Source organism: Secundilactobacillus similis DSM 23365 = JCM 2765 (genome assembly GCF_001311075.1).
Classification (GTDB): domain Bacteria; phylum Bacillota; class Bacilli; order Lactobacillales; family Lactobacillaceae; genus Secundilactobacillus; species Secundilactobacillus similis.
Map to the genome: position 1 here is coordinate 1 of NZ_BBAD01000018.1, position 13685 is coordinate 13685.

Below are 13685 nucleotides of genomic sequence, written 5' to 3' on the forward strand. Positions count from 1 at the left end.
GCTGTCGGTAACCAGAACCGTTGACTGTCACATATTGAAGTCGACGAAACTGTGTGCCGGCAACGTTAGACGATAACTCGACAACTGCAGAAGCAATTATGGTCAATGTTTAGTAACCGCCATGAACCAACGATTGCGCGATGCGGAAACGTATCAGTTGCACGTCATGTTTATGCCAATTCAGATATGCTATGTTGCCGTGCAGAGCATTTTGAGATGTTCTGCGATAGTGCCAAATTACGCAATATGAGATTCCGGTCAGCGACTAGGTGGAAGCTGTGTCGCGATAATTGGTGGTTGTTGATGAACTTCCGACAACCGCCAATTATCGGGGACGAATTCAAGACTCGCACGGATTTTGGCAAGGCTTGAATTCGAGGACTGAGACCGCTTTTTGGCTCAGGCCGGCCCCACAGCAGGAACCTAGTCGCTGACCGGAATCGACAGTCTAAGCCAATCACAGCACTTCACAAACTAAACCGAATCACACTTACGCTGGACACAACCGACAGTAAAAAGTCCCTCAACGCAAGTAACGCGTTGAGGGACTTTCACTAAATCAACTATGCAAGTTCAACCGCTTGGCCATCCAAATCAACCGTCAAAGGTTCACCAGACAACAAGGTCAGTTTCGTGCCAGTCGAATCGACCCGAACTTGGATCGAGCGACCGCGGAACAGTACCCGGAATTGGTAGCTGTTCCACTTCTTTGGCAGGAATGGCGCAAAGTGTAACTGGTCATTGCGGACCCGCATGCCGGCAAAGCCTTGGACGATTGCCAGCCAGCTCCCAGTCATGGACGTGATGTGCAAGCCATCGCTGGTATCGTTGTTGTAGTTGTCCAGATCCAACCGGGCAGTCCGTTCATACATTTCAACCGCTTTGTCTTCGTAGTGCAAGTCAGCAGCTAAAATCGAGTGAATGGCCGCCGACAAGCTCGATTCATGAACGGTCAGTGGTTCGTAGAAGTCGAAATTGGCTTTCTTTTGAGCCGGTGTGAAGTCGTCGATGAAGTCCCAGACACCTTGTAACACGTCACCTTGCTTGATGTATGGTGAGCGCAAGATTTTATCCCACGACCAGTTTTGGTTGATTGGCCGTTGGTCAGCTGGAATGGCTGAGACTGGTTTTAAGTCCTTATCCAAGAAGCCGTCGTGCTGCACAAAGATGCCTAAGTCTTTGTCAGCTGGCAAATACATCCGATCGACAATATCTTGCCACTGCTTCTTTTCGCCATCCGTCACGGCTAACTTAGCTGCGACGTCATCAGAAACTTGATCCAGGATCTCCAACGTGTATTTCAACGTCCACTGCGCCAAATAGTTGGTGTACCAGTTGTTATCCACGTTGTTTTCGTACTCATCCGGTCCGGTAACGCCGTGGATCATGTACTGCTGGTTACGTTCGCTAAAGTGAACCCGATCAGCCCAGAAGCGCGAAATTTCGGTGAGCACTTTGCTACCTTCGTTAAGCACGTAACTCGTATCGCCGGTGTAACGGGTGTAGTTGTAAATGGCGAAGGCAATATCACCATTCCGGTGAATTTCTTCAAACGTAATTTCCCATTCGTTATGGCATTCGATCCCATCAAAGGTCACCATTGGGTACAAGGCCCCTTTGAGGCCCTGTTCGCGGGCGTAACGTAGGCGCCATCGAGTTGTTGGTACCGGTACATTAACAAGTTGCGCGTCACGGACGGATCGGTGATGCCAGGTAAACGGGTACGGCGAAGGCTTCGGTGTCCCAGTAAGTTGCGCCACCGTATTTTTCACCCGTAAAGCCTTTTGGCCCGATGTTCAACCGGCTATCTTCACCATAATAGGTTGAGAATAACTGGTAGAGGTTGAAACGAATCCCCTGTTGAGCGCCCGTGTCACCATCAATTTCAACGTCGGACTTTTCCCAACGGTCGGCCCAAATCTTTTCGTGGGCAGCAAATAGGTCGTCGTAACTCTTCATCGCAACCTGGCTACTCAAGGTCTTCATCGCAGTTTCCAAATCAGCGCGGTTATCGTAATCCCGTGAGGTCACGACAACAACGTGCTTCGTCAGTTGGGTGCTTTGGTTAGGGGCAAGGTCACCACTGAACTGGTTAACAACTGCGCTTGAGCTTGGTTTGATCACATCGCCGGCCGTGAGATCCGTGGTGTTCGTCATCTGAACGCCAACGGTAAACCGGGGTGTGCCAAAGGGATTTTCCTTCGTAATGGCAACGATTGAACCCGTTGTTGCGGTTTGATCCGTTTTTAACACGTTCCAGAACCGTTCATCGTAGTTGGCATCTTCGTTTTGAACATCGGCATCCAAGGCTGAACGGAAGGTCACGTTAACGGACTCTTGGCTCTGGTTCGTTACGGTTAAGCGAATAACGGCCAGTTCCTTTTGAGCGGCACTGATGAACCGCTCAAACTTAAAGCCAATTTGCCGACCCTGCTTAGTCAACGTAAACGACCGGGTCAACTGTGAGTGTTGCATGTCCAAATCCAACGCAAAGTTACTGAACTGGTCCGTCGCCAAGTCAACGGGTTCACCGTTGATCAGCACGTTCAACTTAATGAAATTGATGGCGTTGATCACTTTCCCAAAGTACTTAGGATAGCCGTTCTTCCACCAACCCACTCGGGTCTTATCTGGGAACCAAACGCCGCCCAGATAGATGCCTGGCAACGTATCGCCGGAATAGTCTTCTTCAAAGAATCCCCGCATCCCCATGTTGCCATTACCTAAACTGGTCATGGATTCCTGAAGACGCTTATCTTCAGGGTTAAAGTTATGCGTGACAATGTGCCACGGTGTGATTTCAAAGGTTTGTTTCATTTTTAGCTACCTCTTTCTCTAAAATGCTGACGGTTAAGCCGCCTTACGTGCCCAAACTTCTTTGACGATGCCAACACTGGCAGCGCCGACTGCTAAGAAGATACCGGACAGTAACAACATGGTTGGCATGTGTGAGCCCAACAGTGGGAAAATGGCGAAACTAGCAATTGACGCCACGATTTGTGGTAAACAGATACTACTGTTGAACAAGCCTAAGTAAGTCCCCATGTTGGCAGAATCTTCGATGGCGTTGGTCAAGAACGTGAATGGGAAGGCGTTCATTGCAGCCCAAGCGCAACCAATCAAGGCAAAGGAAATGAACAACGTGTACTTATCATGAATGAAGAAGATTGACCCGAAGCCAACGGCCCCCATGATCAAACTTGCGGAGTAGAAGCCTTGTGGTGGTTGTTGTTAACCTTTGATAAAACTAAGGCCCAGATAACGGCCGCAATGGATTGAACGGCTGACATCACACCGTACCAGTTCCCGGCAGCTTGGTAACCAGCGCTGGTTGGGTTGGTAACGCCCCAAACGTTGGAAGCAATGGCACCAGTTGCGTAGGTCCAAAGGTATTGGAAGCCCATCCAGCAGAAGAATTGCACAACGGAAACGGTCCAGAACACTTTAGGGGCTGACTTCAAAGCGGCGAAGATGCCCTTCTTTTCTTGGTTGTCTTCGATGCCGTGGTACTTGGCGTAGGTCACTGGGTCGTATTCCTTAACCCGGAAGACCGTCAGCAAGCAGCAGAGTAACAGAATAATGGCACCGGCGTAAAATGACCAAACAACCGATGGGGGAACGGTCCCCTTCTTAGCGGTGTTCGCTAACCCAAGTGCGGTTAACGCGAACGGGAAGATGCTGGCCAACAGGCCCCAGCGTTAGAACTGAAACTTTGAATGGCGTAAGCAAACCCCTTTTGCTTTTCGTTCACCATGTCACCAACCATCATCTTAAATGGTTGCATGGCGATGTTAGACGATAGATCCATGAATAACAGTGAAATGGCGCCGAACCAAAGTGCGGCTAACGAAGCGAACCCGAAGCCAAAACTCCCGGCATTTGGTAACAGACACATCACGATCATGGCAATAATGGCCCCAATCAACAGGTACGGGATTCGCCGACCGAATTTTGGTGACCAAGTCCGGTCTGAGAAATACCCAACGAGTGGTTGGACGATCATGCCGGCTAATGGCGGTAAAATAAAGAAGAAGCCTAAGTTATTAGGATCAGCCCAATGGTTTGGAAGATCCGACCCATGTTGGTACTTTGTAATTGGAAGGCCATCTGAACACCCAAAAAACCGAAGTTGATCAGGAAAATGGTCGATGATGGCAACGCGGGCAACAAATCTTTTTTAGGTTCGGTTGCGACCGGCGTTGCGTCAGCAGTGCTAGATTCTGACATTCTGATTCCTCCTCGAACAAATTTGATGATTGCAAACGCTTTCTACGAGACCTATTATGCAACCGTTTGCAAAAGAATGCAACCGGTTGCACTAAAGTTTTTTAAAAAAGTGGATTCCCCTCAGCTCAAAACGCCTGAGTAGTCCCACTTTCACAACCTCAATTTTTTAACGCTCAATCGTAAACGGAATCACTTCCGACTGGCGACTCTCATTAAACAGTACCCGAACCGCCGCTTCACCCATCTGTTGCGGATAAAGTTCAACAAACCGCACTTGGTCACCCATCAGCATCCCCGTCTTATTCCGGTTAAAGCTGATTAACGGTACCGTATGACCTAGTTGCCACATCAACTGATAAATCATCAATCCCAGCAAATCATCCGTCGTCACGATGCCGTCCAACGTCTGCCGCGTCCGTAAAAACTGGGCAACGGCTTGATCCAAATGTTGCTGACTCTGCTTAGGCAGTTTAAGCACCTCAGCATCAACGCCAGCGCGCTTCATCGACGCCTGAAAGCCTAACCGCCGTTTGCGCTCAAATCCCAGTTCGGTTCTGATTCAACAAACAACGTCCGGTGAACGTCAAACTTATCGATCAAGTAATCACCAACTCGTTCACCCGCAAGATGATTATCGTTGTTAACGTACGCCTCGCCATCCTCATTAGGATCACCAACGAGCACGTACCGAACGTCTTGTTGCTTCAACAAGGCAATCACTGGATCATCGCGTTTCGAATACAGCAAAATAAAGTACCGAATGAGGCCCTGACTGATTAACGAGGCCACGTTTTGCACCAGTTCATCACTGGTCGTCGCAATTGCAACCGATAGCACCCCGTTACGCCCGTAGTTGCTGATTAATACCCATTAACAGATCCACGTAAAATGGGTTGGCCGACGTACTCATCTCTCCCGGTGGAAAAACGACACTAACCGCATTGGAGACGCCGTTCGTCAGGGTCTTGGCATTGTAGTTCGGCAGATAACCCATTTCATCCGCGAGTTGTTTGATTTTCTTTCGCGTTTTCATACTGATTTTCGGGTGATCATTGAGTGCCGTGATGCCGTAGACACCGACACCCCAGCCCGTTTCGCAATGTCTCGTATCGTAACCATGTCGTTCCTCCATTGGGAAATCAGTCGCTTGTTGCGCCCGCTTCCGTTTAGTCCTACATAGTCTTATTTTGACCCTTTTACGGGCGATGTCAACGAGATTCTAGCGTTAATAGTTGGCGCTTTAAAGAAACACCACCCCGAAACTGACCGATGCTACCATCCTTGCGTAAAATTCGGTGACACGGCACCACGATCATCAACGGATTCTTAGCCACCGCGGTCGCCACTGCCCGGACTGCTGTTGGGTGTTCAACTCGGTCAGCCAAGGTACTGTACGAAATGGTTTCACCGTAATTCAGTTGACTTAACGCATGCCAAACCTGTCGTTGCAGCGCCGTTCCCGTAACGGGCGCTAACGGCACATCAAAGTGGTGCCGGTTGCCCGCCAAATACTCCCGTAATTCAGTTGCCGCCTGCGTTAAAATCGGCGTTTCCTGCTGAACAAGATCTGCCGTTAACTGAAAATCGGCCAGTTCATCAACGCCAGCACCTGGTGTTCCGACAAAACACAACCCTTGATCACTAGCCGCTAAAATCATCGGCTGGTCCAATAACGATACTGTTTGATACATCACTTTAGTCATCAAAATTCCTCCTCGTTCAATCCAAATTCCCGACATTTAATGAGGACTGTGCTAAATTGGAATTACGCATTCTAATTGAAAGGCAGATGTCCTATCACAACTTCAATCGATCTCAATTGGCTCTACCAAGCCCTGCTCACCCATATGGGTCCCTCGGGTTGGTGGCCAGCCGAAACCAAACGCGACATTATCGTTGGCGCGATTCTGGTTCAAAACACGAACTGGCAAAACGCCGACCAGTCACTGCAAAACCTCAAACGAACTACTAAGCTTGATGCTGACGCCCTCTTAGCCCTTAGTCACGATGAACTAGTTGACCTCATTCGACCTAGTGGGTTCTATCAAAACAAGGCCAAGGCGCTCCATAGCGTCTTTCAGTGGTTCAATGACCAGCACTGGGATTACGCCCAGATTTGGCAAACCAATCGCGCAACCCTGCGTCAACAGCTACTTAAACTACCGGGCGTTGGTAACGAAACCGCCGATGTGTTTTTAGTCTACATCTTTGATCAACCCGCGTTTATCGCTGACACTTACACGCGACGCCTATTCCAACACCTTGGCTATGAACACACGGATACTTATCAGCACCTGCAACGCCAAATCACGCTACCCCAATCCTTCACCTTCGAAATGGCACAGGATTTTCACGGGTTAATTGACGAGTTTGGCAAGCAGTACCTCCAACGCCCCGGTCAGTTTGAAACTAGTTTTTTAGCTGGGCTACTCTAGTTCAACGCGTTTTGAGTCGGTACTAGGTAGATGCCCCAAGAGCCGTACCCACTCAACCAGTTTTTGTAATTACTGTCGTAACCATGTGGCGTAGCGTAGACACCAATTTGATACCCTTTAAACTGATTCCGTTTTGCCGTGGTATAACCCTGGTTCTCCAAACCCGCCTTGACCAGTTTAACGAAGTCGGTTTTACTGGTCGTCTTAGTCCAGTTATAGGCCGAAAAGATGCCCACCGCTTGCTTGTTCTTATTGGTTGCGGAGTAGTTGTTCGTGCGATTGATCCCCGCGTTTAAATCATTCCGGGCATCCGTCGTATACTGGTCATTCAGAATCGTCCCGGGGAACAGGGCTAAGATATCGACTTGCAACTTAGCCGCCTCACGAGCCGATTTGATACCCGCTAAACCGCCACCATATGACTTGACCAGTGGGTTCTTAGCCAACGCATCATTCGGGTTATCGCCCTTAGTCAGGTAATCTCGCCAAACCAGGCCTTCAATCTTACCGGTGTTATTCTTCACGCGGTAGTAGATGCCCGTGGTCTTGCCGATTCGCAGCTTATAACTCTTAGATAAGTACCACGTGGTTTTCGGGTAATTCTTTAAATTATGAATATGCTTGCTGTGCTTCAAATCCCACATATAGGCCGTTTTAGTGGTTTTAGCGTGCATCGCTAAATCACTGTACGCCTTCTTCTTCAAGACCTTCACGGACGCCGCCTGTGCTGATGGCGCTTGCCAGCCAGCAATACCGACAATCCCCAGCACGATCCCCATTAGTAACCACCAATTACGCTTTTTCAAGTTATCCACCCCTAAACATACGTTCGCATTAGTTGGTTAAATCATATCATGCCGTTGATACCGCTGACAAGCCCTTTCCATAAACAAACGCAAGCCCCCAAAACTGTCATTTTACCGACAATTTTGGGGGCTTGCGTTTGTTTATGATTTAGTTATTAGCGCCTCGAAATGCCACTAACGAGTCTCGATAGATCCGTTGTGCATCCGCTGGCGTTACGGGAACGTATCCCCGCTTGATCAACTTACCATGATCAACGGCGTTCGCTGCCATGGCCTCAAAGTAAGTGTCGTCTTTAATACCAACTTCTGGCAACGTCATTTCAGCCCCCAATGACGCAATCCAGTCATAGGTCTTTTGAACTGCATCCCGGGCAAGCTGTGCGTCATCGTCACCGCTTAACGCCCAGACGTTCCGAGCAAATCGTGCAAACAACGCTACCGTACTCTTATCTTCCAACACCCAGTCCATCCAACGAGGCGTTAGAATGCCCAATCCGATACCGTGGGTGATATCGTAGTAGGCTGACAATTCATGTTCCAAAGCGTGAACTGTCCAGCCACCCTCATTGGCCGCACCAACTAGCCCGTTCAAGGCCATCGTCGCCGTCCACATCAAGTTAGCCCGGGCATCGTAGTTGGTTGGGTCCGCAATGGCCACGGCGCCCACTTAATAACTGCCCGCATCAGCTTCGATCATCCCCTTAGACGCATCGTTTGCATCGTCACGGTCAAAATACTGTTCGGTCAAATGGCTAAAAATATCAATTGAGCCAGCAGCCGTTTGCCGAGCGGGCACGGTTTCAGTGAGTTCAGGATCTAAGAACGATACGGCTGGGGAGTTGGGACCTTGGGTGCCGTATTTTTCGTGAGTTTCTGGGTTGGTGATCACTGAACCAAAGTTCATTTCCGTGCCAGTTGCGGATAACGTGAGGATGTCCACAATGGGAACTTGTGGTAAGACGTTTCGATCAGCGCCGTTCGCCTTGATCACGAGGTCCCAAGGATCACCTTCGTAGAACTTGGCCGAACCGATCACCTTGCTGGCATCGACGACGGAACCGCCACCAACGGCTAGGATAACGTCAATATCATGTTCCTTGGCTAAACGTTGCCCTTCTTGAACCGAAGCTAGTTTAGGGTTAGGTTCAACGCCACCTAATTCAACGATGTTAAGGTCTGCTAGTAACCCCTTTACGCGATCATAAAGGCCTGATTTTTTGATTGATTGGCCACCATAAACGAACAGCACGTTGTTCCCAAATTGGGCAACGGCATCGTGTAATTCGGCATCAATGTGATTGCGACCAAACCGAATATCAGTTGGGTTATGAAATTTAAAGTCTTGCATGTTTGTATCCTCCGAAGTTTAAGTTAACTTCTATTAAACAACTTAGAGGCAACTCTAAGTCAAGCAAAAAAACATCAAGCAGTAGCGCTTAACGCAAGCGCTACTGCTTGATGTCCATCGTTTAATTTAATTCTACTGATGTTTATCTTACTAAATTAGCCGCTTCAATCTTCTCAAAGGCCTGCTTAAAGTCCGCCTTCAAATCGTCAACATCTTCAACCCCAACGGAAAGCCGTAATAGGCCATCAGAGATACCCCGTTCGTGACGTTCATCCGCTGATAATTCGGCGTGTGACATCTTTGGTGGGTAGGATAAGATGGTTTCCACTGCCCCAAGGGAAACGGAGAAGACCGGAATCTTCAGCTCTTTGACCAGTTTACGGACGTTGTCTTCTGACCCAATATCAAAGGAAAGAACCGCCCCGCCAGATGTCGCTTGGCTGAATTGAATGTCGTGACCCTCAAAATCCGTTAAACCAGGATAGTTGACGCCTTCGACAATGGCTTGTTCTTGGAACCATTTGGCTAATTCGAGCGCACTTTCAGCTTCGGCTTTGACCCGAACCCCCAGCGTCTTGATGCCGCGAAGCAGTAACCAGCAATCGCTAATACCGAGTGTGGCACCCATGGCGTTTTGAATGAAGTAAACTGCATCACCCAATTCCTTGGTCTTCGTCACGATTAAGCCGGCCAAAATATCAGAATGGCCCGCTAAGAACTTGGTCCCACTATGGAGGACTAAATCAACACCCAAGTCCAATGGCTTCTGGAAAATCGGCGTCATGAACGTGTTATCCGCAAAGACCAACGCATCGTGTTCGTGAGTAATACGAACAACTTGCTTAATGTCGGTCACTTTCAACGTTGGGTTAGCTGGGGTTTCAATGTAAACCACTTTCGTCTTCGGCGTAAAGGCAGCCTTCAGCGCTTCTGGATCATTACAGTCAACGAATGTATAGTCGATGCCGTAGTTTGGCAAGAGTTGCGTCACTAAGCGGAACGTCCCGCCGTAAACGTCGTTAGTAACGATGACGTGGTCGCCTTGATGCAACGTTAAGAAAGCCGTTGAAATTGCAGCCATTCCGGTCGCAAACGCAAAGCCGCGCGTCCCGTGTTCAAGGGCAGCGATGCTATCTTCTAGCACGTCACGAGTGGGGTTGCCGCTACGGGTATAGTCGTATTTGCCAAAATGGTCCAAATCTGGTTGCGCAAACGTGGATGACAATTGGATTGGTGGGTTCAATGCGCCCGTTGCTGGATCGGGTTTGGTTGTGGTTTTGATCACCTTAGTGGCGTCTGAAAATTCTTGGGTCATGGGCAATTCCTCCTTACTTCGTGGCGGCTTTGACAGTCGCAGCTTCAATGGCTTGGTTTAAATCGTCAATTAAATCGTCGCTGTTTTCAAGGCCAACGGATAACCGCAACAAGCTCTTCGTAATGTGCTTAGCTTGGCGTTCTTCTTCGGTCAAATCAGCGTGGGTTTGGATGGCTGGGACGGTCAATAGACTTTCGACGCCGCCCAAACTTTCAGCAAACGAAATGATGTTGAGGTGTTGCAGGATCGAATCAACCCAGTCCTCATCGTGGACGTAGAAACTGATCATGCCGCCGTGACCGGGATATAACACTTTATCGACAGCATCGTTGGCTTCAAGCGCTTCAACAATGGCTTTGGCGTTGCGTTCGTGTTGTGCCAACCGCAATGGTAAGGTCTTCAAACTTCTCAACAGGAGCCAACAGTCAAAGGGATCTAAATTGGCCCCAGTGGTCATCAAGTTGCGGTCAAGCCATTCAGCGTCCTCTTCTGACTTGCAGACCACTGCACCGGCCAAGATGTCATTGTGGCCACTCAGGTATTTAGTGGCACTGTGAACCACTAAATCGGCCCCTTCGTTCAATGGTTGTTGTAATAATGGCGTGTAGAAGGTGTTATCCACGATCACTTTAACATCGTGTTCGTGAGCGATCGAGGCTGTTTTGGCAATATCGATAATCTTCATTGTCGGGTTAGATGGGGTTTCAAGCCAGATCCCCTTGGCATGTTCCCGCGAAACTAAGGCGCTTAAGCGGTCAAAATCTTGACCGTCCCAAAGGTGGAACGTCATGCCGTAGTTATCGGTCAACAGGTCAAAGAACCGGAAGGAACCACCGTATAAATCATCTGAAACAATAATCTCGTCACTGGATTTGAATTGTGAAAATACCAACTGAATGGCTGCCATCCCAGAACTCAACGCAAAGGCCGCAACCCCGTTTTCCAATTTCGCTAACGTTTCTTGTAATACGTCTCGCGTTGGGTTTGATTCCCGCGCGTAATCGTAGCCGGTCGATTGACCTAAGCCACCATGACGAAACGCCGTTGAAAAGTAAAGTGGCGTTGATACGGAGCCTGTTTTGGCTTCATCCGTTCGGTTCCCTGCTTGTGCTAAAATCGTTTCAATATGTTCTTTTGTCATACTCAATTCCCTCCGAAGTCTGGCTTATTTTGATGCGTGGCTTATGGGTAAAAGGCCCGGTTGACACGCAACAATTAGAAGTTGCCACGAACCAGCCGTTAAGCTGCTTCGAGCCGCGGCGCGCCACCTAATTGGTTTTGAAACTAAAGAAACCCCCGTTCCGAGTTAATCGGGACGAGGGTTTCGCGTTACCACCTGAAATTTACTTGAACTTCACAGTTCAAATCTTGACAAGTACCGCTAAATACAGCGATACTCCGCATGATATCGTTTGCCAACGGACCAGGTAGCAGACTGCCACCCCTGGTCAAGCTCAGAGATCATCTTCAACAACTTGCGCCGACTACTTCTCACCAACCGTAGCTCTCTTTGCGGACCCGTCTTGTTTACTCTTCTCATCGTTGCCTCATATTTAATTGAAATCCTGAAATTATTTTCTAATTTAACTCTAATCTTGATGAGTGTCAAGGGACTTTCACAAAGTATTTTTGAGGTTGAGTGAGTGCGCTTACGGCGCCATCGGTTTTCGGCGTTGCTTTGAGTGATCTGTTTTGTTGATTGGTTGGTTTTGTGATTGATTTTAGTTGTGTGTTCTGGCTACCACGCCGAAACGTGTTCCAAGAAGCAGAGACCTGCACCTAAGGACCACCCACCATAAACCCAAGCCCGGGGTTTATGGTGGGTGGCCCTTAGGCTCCGGTCTTTAGGCGCTTCTTTCCACACTCTGTACAAAAAAAGACACCCAGGAAAAATCCTAGGTGTCTCAACGGCCACTTAATTGCTTAAATGGGCTCTCAAAAATCCACATTTCCTTTGAGCCAAGGCCTCCGTATATCCGACGGAGTAAACGGCCTGCCGTGCAAAAAGGTCACCGAGCTGCTTGCGCAGATCACCATTGCTGATGACGTGACATTCTCGACTCATCGCATAAAGCCATCGTACCATACTTCAAGGATAATGTGAAGGGATTCTAGTCAGTTGCTTCTTCGTCTGAATCGGCCGCCTTTTTATCCGTTTGGGCATCTGCTTCAGCTGCAGCCTTTTGATTAGCTTCGATTTGCGCTAATTGGTCAGTGATCCAGTCCCCAACGGCCCCTGCCATATCAGCATTGTGGGCATCGAAATCGGCAACGGAAGCTACCTTATCGATTCGTAACGATGACGCGTTAACGTCGGGTGATTCAATGACACTGTAGACGTTGACCGCTAAGGTTTCATCATCAGATAACATCTTCTTCATGGCATTAACGTACTGCAACGGCAAATTGATCACGCTAGTTTCAAGCCGAATCACAATGTCTGCATCCGTCACCGTTAACGCTACGCCAGCCAGTTGATTAGTCTTAACCGCGTCCGTTAACGCTTTAACTACCGGTTTAATCGCCTTTGCTGGATCCTTAGTCAAGGTGGCTAAGGTCGTGTCAAAGTCGGCTTGCGTGTAACTTTCGGCTTCAACTTGTTCAATAAAATCCTTCACTAAAATATCCATGATCGACCTCGATTACTTGTTTTGATTGAGTTTCTTTAATAGTTCGTCATCGCGCTTGTTTTGGAGTTGCTTACGGTATTTGAACGCCACCGTTAACCAGTAGAAGTTAAATGCAACGGCGCCACAACCCACAAGAACGAGTATTGCGCGAATCCCCAGCGAGGCGTGACTTTGACCCCACACCGCCAGTATACCATTGACCAGTCCCAGCGAGTAGACCATGATCACTAGTCCCAGCACGTAGTACCCCCAGTTCTGTCCTAACGCACCGATCACCATCGGCACTGCGTACAAGATCACCGAAATCACCAATGATTTAACGATGCTTCCCGCTTGAATCGTATGGCCAAATGCCGCCAGTTTGGACGACATCACCAAGTTAATCACTGAAAACAGCGCCCATGACACTATTCCCAAGGAAATCAGTTGCTTCTTTAACATGTGAAAACTCCTTTATTCACTTCAATCAACTCTCCAGCAGCCCTTATTCGCCACTCGACCAGGTTTCCTGATCATCTCTCAAAATTGTAGCATAGTTCTTGAAGCGATAGCGTAAAAACAATTAGATTCTTATTTACTTCACATGCTAACGTTTGTGTCCAGCGTAAGGGTTGGGTACGATTGGGGTGTTGACTGTTTGTCGTCGCTTCGCTCGCCAAAGCCGCATAAAAATCAGCGCTCTCAGACTACAAAATTCGGCGTCACTTAAACTGTCATTTCTAGGGTTCCTGAAGTTGTGAAAACTTGTCAACCACGCGCTTTCTGGCCACCACGCCGAATGGTGCTGCGCGAGACTGAGAGCTGCATGCAAGGCGACATCGGTAAAAACGCCAGGCCCGGGCGCCTTCACCGATGTCGCCTTGCACACTGCTCTCAACCCGTCTCGCTCCGCACACTTACGCTGGACACGAGCGACAGCAAAAA

General features: G+C 48.7%; 11 protein-coding genes and 3 pseudogenes. 1 reads left to right on the forward strand and 13 read right to left on the reverse strand.

Translation table 11 applies throughout. From position 1 onward, the window contains the following. Positions 1-563: 563 nt before the first annotated feature. The 7 genes and pseudogenes from JCM2765_RS05960 to JCM2765_RS05985 all read right to left on the reverse strand — a co-directional run bounded on the left by JCM2765_RS05960 (position 564) and on the right by JCM2765_RS05985 (position 5930). Positions 564-2817, reverse strand: a pseudogene (locus JCM2765_RS05960) (glycoside hydrolase family 65 protein). A gap of 33 nt (positions 2818-2850) precedes the next feature. Then, a pseudogene (locus tag JCM2765_RS05965) lies at positions 2851-4227 on the reverse strand (SLC45 family MFS transporter). A 166-nt stretch (positions 4228-4393) separates the two neighbouring features. Then, complete coding sequence (locus JCM2765_RS05970) at positions 4394-4732, reverse strand: type 1 periplasmic-binding domain-containing protein (RefSeq protein WP_054734908.1); 339 nt, start codon at positions 4730-4732, stop codon at positions 4394-4396. 14 nt (positions 4733-4746) lie between these two features. Beyond that, complete coding sequence (locus JCM2765_RS05975; RefSeq protein WP_054734911.1) at positions 4747-5064, reverse strand: type 1 periplasmic-binding domain-containing protein; 318 nt, start codon at positions 5062-5064, stop codon at positions 4747-4749. Between the two features lie 4 nt (positions 5065-5068). After that, complete coding sequence (locus tag JCM2765_RS05980) at positions 5069-5260, reverse strand: LacI family transcriptional regulator (protein WP_162231397.1); 192 nt, start codon at positions 5258-5260, stop codon at positions 5069-5071. Further along, a complete protein-coding gene (locus JCM2765_RS19010) occupies positions 5257-5346 on the reverse strand; it encodes a LacI family DNA-binding transcriptional regulator (protein WP_162231398.1) in 90 nt (29 codons plus the stop codon). Before JCM2765_RS19010 ends, JCM2765_RS05980 begins: the two co-directional genes overlap by 4 nt. An 89-nt stretch (positions 5347-5435) precedes the next feature. Next, the gene (locus JCM2765_RS05985) at positions 5436-5930 is read right to left on the reverse strand and encodes a methylated-DNA--[protein]-cysteine S-methyltransferase (protein WP_225352003.1); all 495 of its coding nucleotides are present in this window, start codon (positions 5928-5930) and stop codon (positions 5436-5438) included. Between the two features lie 75 nt (positions 5931-6005). Here JCM2765_RS05985 and JCM2765_RS05990 point away from each other — a divergent pair, with 75 nt between their 5' ends. Then, positions 6006-6662, forward strand: coding sequence for an endonuclease III domain-containing protein (locus JCM2765_RS05990; protein WP_225352004.1), 657 nt, complete (start codon positions 6006-6008; stop codon positions 6660-6662). Here the strand turns inward: JCM2765_RS05990 and JCM2765_RS05995 are convergent. The 6 genes and pseudogenes from JCM2765_RS05995 to JCM2765_RS06020 form a co-directional block, all read right to left on the reverse strand. Beyond that, entirely contained in the window at positions 6659-7468 is an 810-nt protein-coding gene (locus tag JCM2765_RS05995) for a hypothetical protein (protein ID WP_156301695.1), read from the reverse strand. The two genes, JCM2765_RS05990 and JCM2765_RS05995, sit on opposite strands and share 4 nt — an antisense overlap. Positions 7469-7616: 148 nt before the next feature. Beyond that, positions 7617-8816: pseudogene (locus JCM2765_RS06000) on the reverse strand (iron-containing alcohol dehydrogenase). Between the two features lie 142 nt (positions 8817-8958). Next, a complete protein-coding gene (locus tag JCM2765_RS06005; protein WP_054734919.1) occupies positions 8959-10131 on the reverse strand; it encodes an aminotransferase class I/II-fold pyridoxal phosphate-dependent enzyme in 1173 nt (390 codons plus the stop codon). A gap of 13 nt (positions 10132-10144) precedes the next feature. After that, positions 10145-11272, reverse strand: coding sequence for an aminotransferase class I/II-fold pyridoxal phosphate-dependent enzyme (locus JCM2765_RS06010; protein WP_054734922.1), 1128 nt, complete (start codon positions 11270-11272; stop codon positions 10145-10147). A gap of 970 nt (positions 11273-12242) precedes the next feature. Then, a complete protein-coding gene (locus JCM2765_RS06015) occupies positions 12243-12761 on the reverse strand; it encodes a hypothetical protein (protein ID WP_054734926.1) in 519 nt (172 codons plus the stop codon). Between the two features lie 12 nt (positions 12762-12773). Next, positions 12774-13202 carry a hypothetical protein gene (locus tag JCM2765_RS06020; RefSeq protein WP_054734929.1) on the reverse strand — a complete coding sequence of 143 codons (429 nt, stop codon included), beginning with the start codon at positions 13200-13202 and terminating at the stop codon, positions 12774-12776. Positions 13203-13685 lie beyond the last annotated feature (483 nt).

Coding starts and splice junctions, on each gene's coding strand:
- JCM2765_RS05970 (WP_054734908.1), bottom strand. CDS start 4,732: ATGAAGCGCGCTGGCGTTGATGCTGAGGTGCTTAAACTGCCTAAGCAG.
- JCM2765_RS06010 (WP_054734922.1), bottom strand. CDS start 11,272: ATGACAAAAGAACATATTGAAACGATTTTAGCACAAGCAGGGAACCGA.
- JCM2765_RS06005 (WP_054734919.1), bottom strand. CDS start 10,131: ATGACCCAAGAATTTTCAGACGCCACTAAGGTGATCAAAACCACAACC.
- JCM2765_RS05985 (WP_225352003.1), bottom strand. CDS start 5,930: ATGACTAAAGTGATGTATCAAACAGTATCGTTATTGGACCAGCCGATG.
- JCM2765_RS06015 (WP_054734926.1), bottom strand. CDS start 12,761: ATGGATATTTTAGTGAAGGATTTTATTGAACAAGTTGAAGCCGAAAGT.
- JCM2765_RS05980 (WP_162231397.1), bottom strand. CDS start 5,260: ATGAAAACGCGAAAGAAAATCAAACAACTCGCGGATGAAATGGGTTAT.
- JCM2765_RS06020 (WP_054734929.1), bottom strand. CDS start 13,202: ATGTTAAAGAAGCAACTGATTTCCTTGGGAATAGTGTCATGGGCGCTG.
- JCM2765_RS19010 (WP_162231398.1), bottom strand. CDS start 5,346: ATGGTTACGATACGAGACATTGCGAAACGGGCTGGGGTGTCGGTGTCT.